This is a genomic window from Acinetobacter sp. JADD-222, from assembly GCF_049310645.1.
In genome coordinates this window covers 177,569-192,463 of the sequence record NZ_JBMOWI010000004.1, presented here as the reverse complement: position 1 = coordinate 192,463, position 14,895 = coordinate 177,569, and the positions used below count along the sequence as shown (strand labels likewise).

Annotated in this window: 16 protein-coding genes; 10 read left to right on the top strand and 6 right to left on the bottom strand. The window is 39.6% G+C overall.

The window, feature by feature from the left end; translation table 11 throughout:
• Window positions 1–90 precede the first annotated feature (90 nt).
• From ACO6UW_RS06030 to ACO6UW_RS06020, 3 genes are all read left to right on the top strand, one after another.
• On the top strand, window positions 91–777 hold the full coding sequence (locus ACO6UW_RS06030; protein ID WP_001043290.1) for a hydrolase: 687 nt from the start codon (window positions 91–93) through the stop codon (window positions 775–777).
• A 109-nt stretch (window positions 778–886) separates the two neighbouring features.
• A complete protein-coding gene (locus ACO6UW_RS06025; protein ID WP_057062496.1) occupies window positions 887–2,761 on the top strand; it encodes an amidohydrolase in 1,875 nt (624 codons plus the stop codon).
• Window positions 2,762–2,817: 56 nt separating this feature from the next.
• Window positions 2,818–2,979, top strand: coding sequence for a DUF1427 family protein (locus ACO6UW_RS06020; protein ID WP_000784879.1), 162 nt, complete (start codon window positions 2,818–2,820; stop codon window positions 2,977–2,979).
• A gap of 69 nt (window positions 2,980–3,048) precedes the next feature.
• On the opposite strand, the gene arsC is transcribed toward ACO6UW_RS06020, so the two are convergent.
• The gene (arsC, locus tag ACO6UW_RS06015; protein ID WP_057062495.1) at window positions 3,049–3,477 is read right to left on the bottom strand and encodes an arsenate reductase (glutaredoxin); all 429 of its coding nucleotides are present in this window, start codon (window positions 3,475–3,477) and stop codon (window positions 3,049–3,051) included.
• An 84-nt stretch (window positions 3,478–3,561) separates the two neighbouring features.
• Between arsC and ACO6UW_RS06010 the strand changes: the two genes are divergently transcribed.
• The 4 genes from ACO6UW_RS06010 to arsH are packed head-to-tail and all read left to right on the top strand — an operon-like array spanning window position 3,562 to window position 6,126.
• Window positions 3,562–3,891: a metalloregulator ArsR/SmtB family transcription factor gene (locus ACO6UW_RS06010; protein WP_032034726.1), complete on the top strand. Its 330-nt coding sequence runs from the start codon at window positions 3,562–3,564 to the stop codon at window positions 3,889–3,891.
• A 4-nt stretch (window positions 3,892–3,895) separates the two neighbouring features.
• The gene (locus tag ACO6UW_RS06005; RefSeq protein WP_032034728.1) at window positions 3,896–4,369 is read left to right on the top strand and encodes an arsenate reductase ArsC; all 474 of its coding nucleotides are present in this window, start codon (window positions 3,896–3,898) and stop codon (window positions 4,367–4,369) included.
• Between the two features lie 10 nt (window positions 4,370–4,379).
• On the top strand, window positions 4,380–5,426 hold the full coding sequence (gene arsB, locus ACO6UW_RS06000; protein WP_057062494.1) for an ACR3 family arsenite efflux transporter: 1,047 nt from the start codon (window positions 4,380–4,382) through the stop codon (window positions 5,424–5,426).
• Window positions 5,413–6,126 (top strand): arsenical resistance protein ArsH, encoded by a 714-nt coding sequence (gene arsH / locus ACO6UW_RS05995; protein WP_057062493.1) that lies wholly within the window; start codon window positions 5,413–5,415, stop codon window positions 6,124–6,126. Before arsB ends, arsH begins: the two co-directional genes overlap by 14 nt.
• Before the next feature lie 40 nt (window positions 6,127–6,166).
• Here arsH and ACO6UW_RS05990 read toward each other — a convergent pair whose 3' ends face one another.
• Window positions 6,167–7,084, bottom strand: a complete 918-nt coding sequence (locus ACO6UW_RS05990) for a LysR family transcriptional regulator (protein WP_005069732.1) — start codon at window positions 7,082–7,084, stop codon at window positions 6,167–6,169.
• Between the two features lie 101 nt (window positions 7,085–7,185).
• On the opposite strand from ACO6UW_RS05990, the gene ACO6UW_RS05985 reads away from it, so the two are divergent.
• From ACO6UW_RS05985 to ahpF, 3 genes are all read left to right on the top strand, one after another.
• Complete coding sequence (locus ACO6UW_RS05985) at window positions 7,186–7,746, top strand: chromate transporter (protein WP_005069729.1); 561 nt, start codon at window positions 7,186–7,188, stop codon at window positions 7,744–7,746.
• Complete coding sequence (locus tag ACO6UW_RS05980) at window positions 7,746–8,267, top strand: chromate transporter (RefSeq protein WP_000501457.1); 522 nt, start codon at window positions 7,746–7,748, stop codon at window positions 8,265–8,267. Before ACO6UW_RS05985 ends, ACO6UW_RS05980 begins: the two co-directional genes overlap by 1 nt.
• 180 nt (window positions 8,268–8,447) lie before the next feature.
• Window positions 8,448–10,013 (top strand): alkyl hydroperoxide reductase subunit F, encoded by a 1,566-nt coding sequence (ahpF, locus tag ACO6UW_RS05975; protein ID WP_068976467.1) that lies wholly within the window; start codon window positions 8,448–8,450, stop codon window positions 10,011–10,013.
• 53 nt (window positions 10,014–10,066) lie between these two features.
• Here ahpF and ACO6UW_RS05970 read toward each other — a convergent pair whose 3' ends face one another.
• The 4 genes from ACO6UW_RS05970 to ACO6UW_RS05955 form a co-directional block, all read right to left on the bottom strand.
• Complete coding sequence (locus ACO6UW_RS05970; protein ID WP_057076775.1) at window positions 10,067–12,073, bottom strand: esterase/lipase family protein; 2,007 nt, start codon at window positions 12,071–12,073, stop codon at window positions 10,067–10,069.
• Window positions 12,074–12,189: 116 nt separating this feature from the next.
• Window positions 12,190–13,131, bottom strand: coding sequence for an ABUW_2363 family tetratricopeptide repeat lipoprotein (locus ACO6UW_RS05965; protein WP_057061769.1), 942 nt, complete (start codon window positions 13,129–13,131; stop codon window positions 12,190–12,192).
• A gap of 105 nt (window positions 13,132–13,236) precedes the next feature.
• On the bottom strand, window positions 13,237–14,049 hold the full coding sequence (cysE, locus tag ACO6UW_RS05960; protein WP_017403186.1) for a serine O-acetyltransferase: 813 nt from the start codon (window positions 14,047–14,049) through the stop codon (window positions 13,237–13,239).
• Window positions 14,042–14,881: an RNA methyltransferase gene (locus ACO6UW_RS05955; RefSeq protein WP_032062440.1), complete on the bottom strand. Its 840-nt coding sequence runs from the start codon at window positions 14,879–14,881 to the stop codon at window positions 14,042–14,044. The genes cysE and ACO6UW_RS05955 overlap by 8 nt, the downstream gene beginning before the upstream one ends.
• Between the last annotated feature and the right edge of the window lie 14 nt (window positions 14,882–14,895).

Sequence of the window (14,895 nt, the reverse complement as noted above, 5' to 3'; positions counted from 1 at the left end):
GCTGTCTATGCTTTTACATTTTTATCTGTTTTCATAATAACCAGTAAGCAATTTTAATGCATTACTCATAAGGAATAATGGAGTTTACCCATGAATAAATCACTTTTAGAACAACTATCACCAACCAATTGTCAGGTTATTTTTATTGATCATCAGCCACAAATGGCTTTTGGGGTACAGTCAATAGATCGCCAAGTATTAAAGAATAATACTGTAGGATTAGCAAAAGCAGCTAAAACATTCAATATTCCTGTCACCATTACAACGGTTGAAACTGAAAGCTTCTCTGGTCATACCTATCCAGAACTTTTAGATGTATTTCCAGATGCTCCATTACTAGAACGTACTTCAATGAATTCGTGGGATGACCAAAAAGTACGTGATTCGCTTGCAAAAAATAATCGTAAAAAAGTGATTGTTTCAGGTTTGTGGACTGAAGTGTGTAATAACACCTTCGCTTTTGGTGCGATGCTTGAAGGGGATTATGAGATTTATATGGTCGCGGATGCTTCAGGTGGTACATCGAAAGAGGCACATGACTATGCCATGCAACGTATGATTCAAGCTGGTGTTGTTCCGGTAACTTGGCAACAAGTATTACTTGAATGGCAGCGTGATTGGGCACACCGTGATACGTATGATGCAGTTATGGCGATTGTCCGTGAACACTCTGGTGCTTACGGTATGGGTGTGGATTATGCTTATACGATGGTACATAAGGCACCTGAGCGTACAACATCAAAACATGAAGTACTTGCACCAGTTCCTGCAAAATAAAACACTACTGATTTAGGTAAAGGCATGTCTAGTATTCAATATTTAAGTGATATTAATACAGATATGCCTTTATTTTTTAGAACGATAATTCACAAGAATGGAGTTCAGAATGACCGAAATAAACCTCATACTCATAAACGGTAAAATCACAACATTAGACCCCAAAAGTCCAGAAGTACAAGCAATTGCGATTGCAGATGGTAAAGTGTTACGCACGGGTACAAATGATGAGGTTATGAAGCTCGCAACACCAACAAGCAAAGTTGTAGATTTAAATGGCCGTCGCGTTATACCGGGTCTAAATGACAGTCATCTGCATATTATTCGTGGTGGCCTAAATTACAATATGGAACTGCGCTGGGAAGGTGTGCCATCCGTTGCCGATGCGTTACGCTTACTCAAAGAACAAGCAGACAATACTCCAGCTCCACAATGGGTTCGTGTCGTAGGCGGTTGGACTGAATTCCAGTTTGCCGAAAAGCGTTTACCGACTTTAGAAGAAATTAATAAAGCTGCACCAGATACTCCTGTCTTTGTTTTACATCTATACGCTAGTGCCATGTTGAACCGAGCTGCGCTTGATGTATTGGGCTTTAACAAAGACACACTGGACCCACCTGGCGGCAAGATTGTACGAAATGAAAAAGGTGAGCCAACAGGTCTCTTGCTCGCAACTCCATCCGCTATGATTTTATATTCGACTTTAGGTAAAGCGCCGAAATTGCCAGTTGAAGATCAAGTCAATTCAACTCGTCATTTCATGCGTGAGTTGAACCGATTAGGCATTACTTCAGCAATTGATGCAGGTGGCGGCGGGCAAAACTATCCTGAAGATTATGATGTGATTAAGCAATTGCACGATCAAAATCAAATGACGGTGCGAATCGCTTACAACCTATTTGCTCAAAAGGCAGGCCAAGAGCTTGATGATTATCGCCGTTGGACAGAAATGACATTTCCGGGTGATGGTGATGAGCTATTTAGAATGAATGGAGCAGGTGAGAACCTGACTTGGTCAGCGGGGGACTTTGAAGACTTCTATGAACCACGTCCAGATTTACCAGAAAAAATGGAAGGTGAACTCGAAGCTATTGTAGAGCACTTGGCTGAAAAGAAATGGCCATTCCGTATTCATGCAACCTATGATGAAAGTATTAATCGTCTGCTCAATGTATTTGAAAAAGTAAATTCAAAACAGCCATTTGCGACACGATTTATTATTGACCATGCCGAAACTGTATCTGAGCGTAATATTGAACGTATTGGCGCGTTGGGTGGTGGTATTGCCATTCAACACCGTATGGCATATCAAGGTGAGATTTTCGTAAAACGCTATGGTGCCGAAGCCGCTCAGGCAACGCCACCAGTCAAGAAAATGTTAGAACTTGGTGTTCCTGTGGGTGCGGGGACAGATGCGACTCGTGTTGCTTCTTATAACCCTTGGGTGTGTTTGTATTGGCTAAGTACTGGTAAAACAGTCGGCGGTTTACCTCTCTATGATGAAAAAAATCTATTAGACCGTCAAACAGCACTCAAACTCTGGACTAAAGGTTCAGCTTGGTTCTCAGGTGAAAAAGATGTCAAAGGTTCACTAACAGCAGGGGAACTTGCCGACTTAGTTGTGTTGTCAGATGACTACTTCAAAGTTGAAGCAGAAGATATCCAGTGGATTGAGTCTGTACTCACTGTTTTAGGCGGCAAAGTGGTGTACGCAGGGGCAGAGTTTAAGCAAGACGATCCGCCGTTACCGCCAGCATCTCCAACATGGTCGCCGGTAAAACGCTTCGGTGGTCAGTGGCGTTTATCTGAAAACCGTAATGCTCCTTCCAATCAATCATTACAGTCGCAAAGTGCATTGTGTGCATGTGCTAGCAGCTGTGGAATGCATGGACACAGCCACGCTTGGATGCTTGATGTACCTGTAAATGATAAGGACAAAAAATCTTTCTGGGGCGCACTTGGGTGCTCGTGTTTTGCATTTTAAATAAAACAGTATGGGAACCTGCTGATTAAATGGCTTGATTCTCTAAGGTATATACGATGAAAATGTACTTGTTATCTTTGGCTGTAGGGTTGCTTGTTGGTGTCTTATATTATGTTTTAAATGTTAAGTCACCAGCTCCACCTCTTGTTGCGTTAGTCGGATTATTAGGCATGGTAATAGGAGAGCAACTTCTTCCTTTTATCAAATCCTATTTTTAACCCGCTTCATTCAAAAAAAGCTAAATGGTTCCATGCCATTTAGCTTTTTATATTAATAAATATCTTCAATTACTTTATACGGCGGCCTTGTTCGTCAATAATCACTTCGCCATCTTCTTTCGCAAAATAGCCTAAGTTTTGTGAATCTAAAATGTCGAGCACCACTTCAGAAGGGCGGCAAAGGCGCGTGCCTTTTGGTGTAACCACAAATGGGCGATTAATTAAAATTGGATATTGCACCATAAAATCAATTAAATGTTCATCGGTCCAATGGTCTTGTTCCAAATCTAAATCTTTATAGGGATCAACATTTTTACGAATTGCTTCACGTACAGTTAAGCCTGAATCCTTAATGAGTTGAATTAATTCATCTTTACTAGGTGGAGTTTGCAAATATTCAATAACGATAGGCTCAAACCCAGCATGACGAATAAGCGCCAATGTATTGCGTGAGGTTCCGCAAGCAGGATTATGGTAAATTTTCACTAGCTCAGTCATGGTAAATTTATTATCAAATTAAGATATTGCATTTATATATGGATATCCGTATATTTGCAATAACGAATATATTTTGTTGAAGATATGATCAACCAAATCGATTTCTTTAAATGTCTATCTGACCAAACTCGGTTAAACATTCTTAAGTTAGTTCTGAGCAAACAAAATATTTGTGTTTGTGAGCTAACAGAACAGCTTGAGTTGAGCCAACCGAAAATCTCCAGACATTTAGCTTTATTAAGAACTCATGGTATTTTACTTGATGCACGACAGGGGCAATGGGTGTATTACAGCGTCAATCCAGATTTACCAAATTGGGCTGTTGAAGTTTTGAAAACTATAGGAAACCAAGATGAAAGTTTAGTGAATCAATCATCTTCAAAGTTTTCTTCTATTTCTACCTATTGTGAGTAAGACCATGAAATTCTTATTTTTATGCACTGGAAACAGTTGTCGTAGCATTTTGTCAGAAGTTTTATTTAATAGTCGTGCACCAGAAAATTGGAAAGCGTATAGCGCAGGCAGTAAACCATCAGGGCAGGTGCATCCATTAACCATTGAAACACTTGAAAACTTAGGTCTTTCAACAGATGGGTTATGGAGTAAAACTATTGATGACTGCGAACAGTATCAACCAGATGTTGTGATTACAGTCTGTGATTCTGCTGCACAAGAAGCATGCCCACTTTATTTAGGTGGCGCAATCAAAGCACACTGGGGCTTAAGTGATCCATCTCATTTGGACTTGCCAAAAGAAGAAAAGCTTAAAGCATTCCAAGAGACTGTAGATCATATCAACCGTCGTTTAGATGCATTGTTTGCACTTGATGTTCCGAACTTAAGCCGTTCACATTTAATTGCTGAGATTAATGAAATCTCTCATATTGAGTGAGAGAGCCGAGATGACTAAGCAAAAGCTTTCTTTTTTAGATCGTAACCTGACGCTATGGATTTTTATTGCCATGGCTTTAGGTTTGGCAATTGGGGTGTTCTTTCCTCAAGCCTCGGTTTCTTTGAACAGAATGAGTGTAGATAACGTTAATATTCCGATCGCAATCGGCTTAATTTTGATGATGTATCCACCTTTAGCAAAGGTTGATTATGCTACGTTACCAGAAGTATTTAAAGATAAGAAAACCTTAACTTTATCGTTGGTACAGAACTGGATTATTGCTCCAGTTTTAATGTTCGTACTTGCTATAGTTTTCTTGCATAGTTATCCGGAATACATGACAGGCCTGATTTTGATTGGTTTGGCACGTTGTATTGCAATGGTTTTGGTGTGGAATGGTCTGGCTTGTGGTGATAACCAATACGTTGCAGCTTTGGTTGCCTTTAACAGTATTTTCCAAATTTTGTTCTTTAGTACCTACGCCTGGCTTTTCTTAACCTTCTTACCTCCGTATTTTGGTGTGGCAGGGCAAGTCATTGATGTGAATTTTTGGACTATCACACATGCGGTTTTGGTGTACTTAGGTATTCCATTCTTAATGGGGTTCTTGACGCGTTTGATTTTAGTCAAGTCGAAAGGGTTGGAATGGTATCAAACTAAATTTTTACCAAAAATCAGCCCGATTAGTTTAATTGCTTTACTTTTTACCATTGTGGCTATGTTTAGTCTAAAAGGTGGTGATGTGGTGAGCTTGCCTTTAGATGTATTACGTATTGCAATTCCACTGACGATTTACTTTCTGGTGATGTTCTTTATTAGCTTCTTTATGAGTAAACGTATGGGGAATAACTATCCACGTACCACTGCTATTTCGTTTACTGCGGCTGGTAACAATTTTGAGTTAGCTTTAGCGGTTGCCATTGCAACATTTGGTTTGGCATCACCTGTGGCATTTACCACAGTGATTGGACCATTGGTTGAAGTTCCCGTTTTAATTTCACTCGTTACCGTTTCTCTTTGGTTAAAGAAAAAGTATTTCTCAGATGAACAGTCTTGATAATGATTTATCAAATGTAGCATTAGATCTTTTAGATAAACCTACATTTGAGCAAGTGCAAGCGCAGCAGCTTGAGCATCCACCTCGCATTTTATTGCTATATGGTTCTAATCGTGAACGTTCTTATAGTCGTTTTGCTGTGCTGACTGCTGGTCGAATCCTTGAATACTTAGGTGCTGAAGTCAAAATCTTTCATCCTAAAGGTTTACCTTTACCTGAGGATGCAGAAACAGATCATCCGAAAGTTCAAGAATTACACGCGCTTTTGGCTTGGGCAGAAGGTATGGTGTGGTGTTCACCTGAACGTCATGGTGCGATGAGTTCAATTTTAAAAGCCCAGATTGACTGGATTCCTTTGGCAGCCGGAGCAATCCGTGCAACTCAAGGTAAAACCTTAGCAGTCATGCAAGTTAGTGGTGGTTCGCAGTCGTTTAATGCGGTCAATCAAATGCGTATTTTAGGGCGTTGGATGCGCATGATTACTATCCCAAATCAGTCTTCAGTTGCTAAAGCTTTTTTAGAGTTTGAAGAAGATGGCAGTATGAAACCATCCTCTTACTATGACCGAATCGTTGATGTAATGGAGGAGTTGTATAAGTTCACTTTATTAACACGTGGGCAAAAACAATACCTGACAGATCGCTATTCTGAGCGCAAAGAATCGGCAGAAGAGCTGTCAAAACGAGTAAATCAAAAATAAACAGTTTCATAAAAAAGTGCTCCATTCGGGGCACTTTTTATTACTTTGCTTTTACACTCAGGCCATTGGGTAAAAGTTTTTGCAATAGTTCAATAAAGTTTGAAACTTTGGCAGAACTCTCATTTTCCCGAGTAATCAGGTAAAGAGGCGCATTTAGTTTCATTGAATCATCAAACTCCCGATATACAATTTCATGTTCCCAAAAATTATGCATTGAGGCCGGCACAATCGTTATACCAATTCCAGCAGCGACTAAATTTAATGTAGCGGTAGGTCTAGGCGCTTCTTGAATAATGCGTGGACTAAAACCTGCTTGGTAGCAACTATATAAAATATTGTCATATAAACCTTGTCCTGAAGAACGACGGTATAAAACAAAATTTTCATTTGATAAGTCATTTGAACTAATTTTTTCTTTTTGTGTAAGTGGATGGCCTATAGGCAATGCCACCATCATTGGCTCATCTAATATATGGTGATGTTTTAACCCAATATCACGGCTGATCGGTGCTCTTAAAAAAGCAATATCAAGTTTCTCGGAGATTAATCGATCTAATTGTTTTTGGCTGCCTGCTTCTTCAAGTTTGGTTTGTACGTTTGGATATATTTCTCGATATGAGCGCAATACTAGTGAAATAAGCGGATGCAAACCTGCGGAACTTGTAAAACCAATATTGAGTTGTCCAGTTTTACCTTGGCTAACATCTTGGACTAATTTTGGAATATGTCTGGCATGTTCTAATAAAAGTTGTGCTTCTTTAAATAAAGCTAAACCAGCCTCAGTTGGTTCAATTCCTCGAGGCTGGCGAATAAGTAATTGTGTACCAAGTTCTTCTTCGAGTTTTTTAAGTAAACGCGTTAGAGGCGGCTGTTGAATAAACAATCGGTTTGCGGCATGCGTAATATTCCTTTCTTCAACTACTACAACAAAGGCATGGAGCTTATGTAAATCGAGCATAGAAATACCTTTATGGTATGGTTAATGAAAATAAAAGCATTTGTAGATATATCACAAAAGTATCATTCTATTTTGGTCAGATAAAGTGAAAAGTAACGAAAATGAACCATGTTGAGATTGCCGTGCAGAAGGAGAGTGTCCCGACCTGCACAGAGTTATTTTTAGGTTTTTTAACATTAGGTTTAATTGGATTCGGTGGCGTGCTGCCTTTAGCCCGTAAAGTTATTGTAGAGCAAAGGCATTGGTTAAGCCCTGAAAAATTCACCGAGTTACTTGGTCTGTGTCAATTTTTACCGGGTGGCAATATTATTAATTTATCGGTTGCGATTGGCATGGAGTTTCGTGGTGTTCGTGGGGCAGTGAGCTCACTCATTGGTCTGATCCTTGCACCTACGATAATTGTTGTACTTTTACATTATGTCTATGAGCAGTTCCAAGATAATTTAATGGTTAAGCATCTTTTCGAAGGTTTAGCGGCGGCGGCGGCTGGACTTCTGGTTGCAACAGGTTTGAAAATGCTTAAGCCATTATTACGTAATCCATTAGCGATTTGCGTAGTTGTTGCTGCAATTATCAGTATTGCTTTTCTAAAAATCTCTTTACTAGTGACGATGCTGATTTTGTTGGCATTTTATTCAGCTATCATTTGGAGACGTGTGTAATGGGTGCAGTTCTACTTACTTTAGCGATTATTTTTACTCAATTGTCTCTTATTGCATTTGGTGGCGGCAATACAATTTTGCCTGAAATGCAACGCCAAGTAGTTGATATTCACCACTGGATGACGGCACAAGAATTCAGTGCATTGTTCGCCATGGCTCAAGCTGCACCTGGTCCGAACATGATGATCGTGCCGTTGGTGGGATGGCATGTAGCAGGGTTGTCAGGTCTACTTGTAACGTCTACTGCTAAATTTTTACCTTCGTCTCTTATTACTGTATTTGTGATGAGAGGCTGGTCAAAATTTAAAGATAAGAAATGGCGCCGTGTTTTACAGCTTGCTTTACAACCTGTCACTGTGGGAACTGTACTTGCCAGTGCGTGGATTATTTCTGAGGCAGCTGCCATAAATACTTTACTCATTATTATGGTAGTCATTGCAACTTTATTATCTTTAATTAAAAAGGTTCATCCTTTACATGTCTTGATTGCTGGGGCTGTATTTGGTGTGGTCTTACTCTAGTTTAACCAGTTTGCCGACCTGCGCTGGATGAGTTCAGGTTGGCTTTTTTTGATTTGAAGTAAATAATAATTAAATCTAAAAAACCGATTAAATATATAAAAACATACTGTTTCACCTATTCTGTGTTTTCACGTACTATGCATCTATTGAAAGAATTTGGATGCATTGGAGTAAAAACAGATGTTAGATCAAAACATTAAAACTCAATTAAAAGCTTACTTAGAACGTCTAGAAAGTCCAATCGAATTAGTTGCTGCTTTAGATGAATCAGATAAAGCTGCTCAAATTAAAGAGTTGGTGAGTGAAATCGCTGAGCTTTCTGACAAGGTGACTGCCCGTTTTGACGGTAATAATACACGTCGTCCAAGCTTTGGTGTGGTTAAAGCAGGTGAACAACCTCGCGTATTCTTCGCAGGCTTACCAATGGGTCATGAGTTTACGTCTTTGATCTTGGCGCTGTTACAAGTGTCTGGCTATGCACCTAAAGTGTCGGATGAAGTTTTAAATCAAATTAAAGGCTTAAACCTCAAAGCTAACTTTGATGTGTTTGTATCATTAAGCTGTCATAACTGTCCGGACGTGGTACAAGCGCTTAACCTGATTGCCATTTATAACCCGAACACTACAGCAACCATGATTGACGGTTCATTCTTCCAAGATGAAGTGGAACAACGCAAAATCATGGCTGTGCCAATGGTGTTCCAAGACAACGAACACATTGGCCAAGGTCGTATGACCCTTGAAGAGATTGTAGCGAAACTCGACACTAACTCAGCTGAAAAAGATGCAGCAGCACTCAATGCCAAAGATGCATTTGATGTGTTGGTGATTGGTGGTGGTCCTGCGGGTGCAACGGCTGCGATCTATGCTGCACGTAAAGGCATTAACACTGGTATCGTGGCTGAACGCTTCGGTGGTCAAGTGATGGACACCATGGACATTGAAAACTTCACTTCTGTGCAAAAGACGCAAGGTCCTAAGTTTGCTGCCGAGATGGAAGCCCATGTTCGTGAATATGATGTCGATATCATGAACCTGCAACGTGTCAGCAAAATCACGGGTGCCAACCAGACTGCAAATGGCTTGGTTGAAGTTGAACTTGAAAACGGTGCAAAACTTGAATCGAAAACTGTAATCCTTTCTACAGGTGCACGTTGGAGAGAAATGAATGTACCGGGTGAGCAAGAATACCGTACCCGTGGTGTTGCCTACTGCCCACACTGTGATGGTCCGTTGTTCAAAGGTAAACGTGTTGCTGTGATTGGTGGTGGTAACTCAGGTGTTGAGGCAGCAATTGACCTTGCAGGGATTGTTGAGCATGTAACTCTGGTTGAGTTTGACACCAAGCTTCGTGCTGACCAAGTGTTGCAAAACAAATTGCATAGCTTGCCAAACACAACGGTGATTATGAATGCCTTAAGTACAGAAGTGTTAGGTGATGGTTCACAAGTGACTGGTCTTAAATATAAAGACCGTGCGACTGATGAAGAGCATGTGGTCGAGCTTGCAGGGATCTTTGTACAGATTGGTTTACTGCCAAACACTGACTTCTTGAAAGACAGTGAAGTTGAATTAACCAACCGTGGCGAGATCATTGTGAATGACCGCAACGAAACCAATGTGCAAGGTGTATTTGCTGCGGGTGACTGTACCACTGTACCTTACAAGCAAATCATTATTGCCACAGGTGAAGGTGCTAAAGCATCACTCTCTGCGTTTGATTACATTATCCGTTCTGGGCAATAAAATTTAAGTCCAAAACGAAAGAGCCAAAGTATATCCTTTGGCTCTTTTTCTTTTTATGGTTTATATAAACCGTGTTCGACTAAATGCTCTCGTAAAATACGGCGTAACTCTAGTACAGCTTGCGGTGTAAGCTGGATGGAATGACCACCTGGAAGAACTTTCTCAGATTTTGCACCTTCTAAGTGAGCACTCTTATAAGGGACAATACCATCGGTAATCACATTTGGATCATCACTCTTGGTGATGTTGCCCATAATAGAGTGGAAAACTAATCCTTGGTGTGGATTAATATCTTTTGTGAGTTCCATAAATTTAGATTGATGACTTAGATCGCTCGGTCCATTTTGAATCAAACCATTATCAATATTACTCAAGAAATCTTTAACATCTAAATTTTCAGTTGTCAGTGAAGTCGCTACAGCCGACAAAAATGCACCCGGTAAACGAATAATTTTACGTGCTGCCAAGGTAAACCAACGATCCGCATAATCTGTACCGCGATGAGGAGAAGCCAAGAAAATTGCACGATCAAAATTATTGATTGAATGCATTTGCAATCGTTCAGTAACCATTGGATGTTTTTTAAAGCGGTTTTGCTGACGAATCGTCATCAACTCTAAGGCAGGTTTAGTAATATCTCCATCACTGACCAGTAAACGGCTGATAATACCTCCCATGCTATGTCCAACAAGAACTGCATCATGTGCGGCAGGATCATTTGGGTTTAGTGAACTAAAAGCTTGTTTAAGCAATGCATAAATTTGAAAACGACTTTCCAAAATTGGCATATTGGTCGAATAGAAAACTTGCCAAACTTGGTAATTGTCTCTTAAAACCGTATCGCCCATAACATCATTGGTCAGTGCAATCCATGCTTCGGGACTACTTGCTAAACCATGTACCAACACGATAATTTTTTTGTTCGGATTATATGGTTCAAGCATATAGAGATGCGGCATAGTTAAATGCTGATCGCGATCAATCAGACTCAAATAGGCTGCAACTCCTAAATTGTTTTCGGCTAACCATAGGCCATAAGGTGCTGAAAAGTTAGCTGCTAGCGGATATTGCTTGCCTGCTACATTAATATTATCTGTCCGATATGGATCATAAACTCGAATCACAAATTCTGGATTATTAATAATTTCTTCGACAGTGGTCGCGTGTTTGGGTTCAGCTACAATAGTCGCAGCTAAGTAGCGTGCATTATGAATATTTGGATTAACACCATTTTTATAATTATATTTAAGTGGGTCTAGGATATATTCATTAATATCTTCATTTCCTGAACTCGGAAAAACAGCCACAAATTCGGAGCCAAAACCATCGCGGCGGTTAATGGTTCTTAAGCCAGAAAAATTCAGGTTATAACTTGAAATTAATTTTTCTAGTTTTTGACCCGTTAATTGTTTATGAAATTCAAAATCGATTGAATAAATACTCTTACCAATATGAATTTGTGGTTCAACAACATTTTTCTTTGGATGTCTTAAGTCGTAAACACCGACCATTTTGGCGATTGCTTGATTATAGAAATCGCGAATTTGAACTTGTCTATTATCAAAAATACGGTCATTAGGCTTACGTTTTGTTGAAAATAGATAGGCATAGCTATAGCGAATACTTTTATCTAATAGGCTCAATTGCTGGTCTAAGCAATCATCATATCTATTCAGAAGATTCTTTTGTTCTTCTTCAGATTTATGTTTAGTAAATCTACTTACTTTACAGTCAGATGTATCTGATAAAGCCATTGCTTTTGCGAGATACATCTCGCTTGCTGCTGATAAGAACTGTTCATCTAAAATTTGAGGAAGGTTTTTGAGTTGAATTACACAGGTTTCAGGTGTATCTGTACAAACTTTAGCTTCCTGACCAGACATTGATAAAACATTCAGACTCGCTTCGCTAAGTTTATCTTGGGTAAGAATACTATTACGTTCATTTGCAATCGTTACATTCAAAGCTTGCTGTTTAACATTTACGACCTGACAACCACTCAGAATTGAACCGAGTAGTATGACCGTCAACAGTGTTTTGCTTCTTTTTATTGAAAACATTATGGTCAAAATATAGTGGCTCAATGGTAGGTAGATCATACAAATTTTAAAATATTTTTCAAATGATCAAATATAAAAAAGGGCTGTCAAAACAGCCCTTTTTTATAGAATTAAGTTTATTTTTTTGGTGCAGTAGCAGGAGTAGTTGCTGACATTGCTGGGTTAGTTAAAACTTGCCATACATTCCAACGACCTTGTTTTTCAATTTCTTGAATTAAACGGTCAGCAATTTCCGCTTCGTCTGGATATTTAACTTTATAGTTCTTTAGCGTCTGGATCGCGTTTTTCTTTTGCTCCATTGCAATATAGTTATTTGCAGCAGCTAAATATGCTTCTTGAACATTACCTTTAATGGCTTTGTCTAAGTATGGAATCGCTTCACGTTGACCGCCACCTTCAGATAAACCAAAACCGAACCAGAAATTTGTCTCCGCATCATCTGGATTAATTTTTAAAAGTCTTTGAGCATATTCTAAAGATTTAGTGGTATGAACAGTACCTAAATCAAGGTTACGTGCAAGAACACTTGCTTTAAAAGCACGAATTAAAATATCAAATGATGCATTTGGATTTGCAGCAAGTGTATCAAGTTGTTGTGTTACTTCTTTAAGTTTACTTTCAAAGCCTTTACGTTCTTGACGGTCAGTAAAGCGAGGCGGGTAGTGACGTGCTTTACCTTCTACTAACTGTAAAAAGTCATCAATAGTAGTCACGTCAATTTCATTTTCACCGGCTAAAACTGCGTATTTCATTGAACGTTGTGAATTATTGACAGTCGGAACGATCAGTTTATTGACGTCGAGAGTAAGCTGTTTGGTTGGATCATCTTGACGATTAACGACCATTTTGGTTACAGGCTGTGCAGCAGCGTCTTTTAATGCAACTTCAAATGCCGGTGGCTGATCATAGTTAAAAGGGTTTAGCGCATAAAAAGGAGGAGTAAGCTCTGGTTCCTTGAAAACAAAAGGCTCAATTTTTTGTTGTTTTACGGGTGCCATTGTACAAGCGGTTAAACTTGAGGTCGCAAGGATTATATATGCCAAAGGCTTAAAATTCATAGGATCTTCCGTTCATTTTAGTAAAGTCAGATTTGGTACAGGTAAGTCTAGAAAAAGCTAAACACACATGCAAGGGTAAGCGTGTTACATTATGAATCAAGAATATTACGTTTTTGATGTCTTATCTTGCGCACCGCATTCACGACGGACTTCTTCAATAATTTTCAGTTCTTCATCACTAAAAGGCTGTTCATCCTGACTTTCTTTTTTGAAGCTCGGATCTAGCTCTGATAAACGCTGGCATAAATTATTCATACGCGTTTCATTATGCTGAATACGATCAAGTAAAACGCGCATACCTTCTAAAATAGGGTCTGACTGATCAGCAGTTGTCGCATATGGGGCAAAGCCAATACTTTGTGCATAATCACGACGACGTTCTTCATCTTTATTCTTGTCAGGTGCATCTTTATAAATATAGCGGGCAGGGTTCCCTACAGCGGTCACGCCAGCAGGAACAGCTTTAGTTACCACAGCATTTGAACCGACTTTAGCACCTTTACCTATTGTAAATGGACCTAAAATTTTTGCACCAGCACCAACAACAACGCCATCTTCTAAAGTTGGGTGGCGTTTACCTTTATTCCATGTTGTACCACCTAGGGTAACACCATGATAAAGCGTAACATCATCGCCAATTTCAGCCGTTTCACCAATCACAACACCCATACCGTGATCAATAAAAAAACGTTTACCGATTTTAGCGCCAGGATGAATTTCAATTCCTGTTGCAAAACGACTAAATGAAGAAAGAAGGCGAGCAGCACCTTTACAATCTTTTTGCCATAACTCATGTGCGACACGATGCATCATAATCGCATGAATGCCAGGGTAGGTCGTGAGAACTTCGAGTGTATTGCGGGCAGCAGGATCTCGCGCAAATACAGCCTTTATATCTTCTTTCAGCTGTTTAAGCATTGGGTTGATCCTCCTTGTCAGATAATGCTTTTTTCCATTTACCACTGGTTAGGGCTTGTACACGACTAAAAATACCGCGAAGTAAATGATATTCCATACGATCTAATTGTATACGACCAAATAAACGACGCAAGCGTAAAGGTAACAAACGTGGATTATCTGGATCTAAAAATTCAATTTCAGTCAGCATTTTCTCTAGATGAGGATAAAACTCTTCCATTTGTTGTTGAGTCACCAATGGTTCATCCCATTGCATGCTTTGACCTTGGACTAATGGCATTTCTTCTGCATCTTGGTCCACGTTTTGTTGCTCTAGAGCAGACATGCGAAGTTCGTAACATACGACTTGAATTGCTTGCGCAACATTTAATACGCCATAGTCCGGATTTACAGGAATTGTTAAATGATAATTTGCCAGTGCTAATTCTTCGTTGGTTAAACCACGATCTTCACGGCCAAAAACAATCGCAATTTGTTGTCCTTGAGTAGTGGCCTTAATAGCTTCTTTAGCAGCTGGTCTTACGTCAAGTAAAGGCCAAGGAATAGTACGGCTACGTGCACTTGTTCCAAATACTAAATGGCAATCTTTAATAGCATCTTCTAGGGTATCGACAATCTCAAGATGTTCAAATAAATCCTGGGCACCAGCAGCAAGCGCTTGTATGTCTGGGTGAGGATATGTTTTAGGTGCAACAAGAACTAATTTAATTAGCCCCATTGTTTTCATGGCACGTAAAGCACTGCCAATATTGGCAGGCAAGGTAGTGTTTACCATGACAATACGCACTTGTGCTAATTGTTTTGACACAGTGTTGTGATCAAACGAACTCATAAGATTTCCAGAAA

Coding starts and splice junctions, on each gene's coding strand:
- ACO6UW_RS05985 (WP_005069729.1), top strand. CDS start 7,186: ATGAACCATGTTGAGATTGCCGTGCAGAAGGAGAGTGTCCCGACCTGC.
- ACO6UW_RS05955 (WP_032062440.1), bottom strand. CDS start 14,881: ATGAGTTCGTTTGATCACAACACTGTGTCAAAACAATTAGCACAAGTG.
- ACO6UW_RS05965 (WP_057061769.1), bottom strand. CDS start 13,131: ATGAATTTTAAGCCTTTGGCATATATAATCCTTGCGACCTCAAGTTTA.
- ACO6UW_RS06010 (WP_032034726.1), top strand. CDS start 3,562: ATGATCAACCAAATCGATTTCTTTAAATGTCTATCTGACCAAACTCGG.
- ACO6UW_RS06025 (WP_057062496.1), top strand. CDS start 887: ATGACCGAAATAAACCTCATACTCATAAACGGTAAAATCACAACATTA.
- ACO6UW_RS06020 (WP_000784879.1), top strand. CDS start 2,818: ATGAAAATGTACTTGTTATCTTTGGCTGTAGGGTTGCTTGTTGGTGTC.
- arsH (WP_057062493.1), top strand. CDS start 5,413: ATGAACAGTCTTGATAATGATTTATCAAATGTAGCATTAGATCTTTTA.
- ACO6UW_RS06030 (WP_001043290.1), top strand. CDS start 91: ATGAATAAATCACTTTTAGAACAACTATCACCAACCAATTGTCAGGTT.
- ACO6UW_RS05970 (WP_057076775.1), bottom strand. CDS start 12,073: ATGTTTTCAATAAAAAGAAGCAAAACACTGTTGACGGTCATACTACTC.
- ahpF (WP_068976467.1), top strand. CDS start 8,448: ATGTTAGATCAAAACATTAAAACTCAATTAAAAGCTTACTTAGAACGT.
- ACO6UW_RS05990 (WP_005069732.1), bottom strand. CDS start 7,084: ATGCTCGATTTACATAAGCTCCATGCCTTTGTTGTAGTAGTTGAAGAA.
- arsB (WP_057062494.1), top strand. CDS start 4,380: ATGACTAAGCAAAAGCTTTCTTTTTTAGATCGTAACCTGACGCTATGG.
- cysE (WP_017403186.1), bottom strand. CDS start 14,049: ATGCTTAAACAGCTGAAAGAAGATATAAAGGCTGTATTTGCGCGAGAT.
- ACO6UW_RS06005 (WP_032034728.1), top strand. CDS start 3,896: ATGAAATTCTTATTTTTATGCACTGGAAACAGTTGTCGTAGCATTTTG.
- ACO6UW_RS05980 (WP_000501457.1), top strand. CDS start 7,746: ATGGGTGCAGTTCTACTTACTTTAGCGATTATTTTTACTCAATTGTCT.
- arsC (WP_057062495.1), bottom strand. CDS start 3,477: ATGACTGAGCTAGTGAAAATTTACCATAATCCTGCTTGCGGAACCTCA.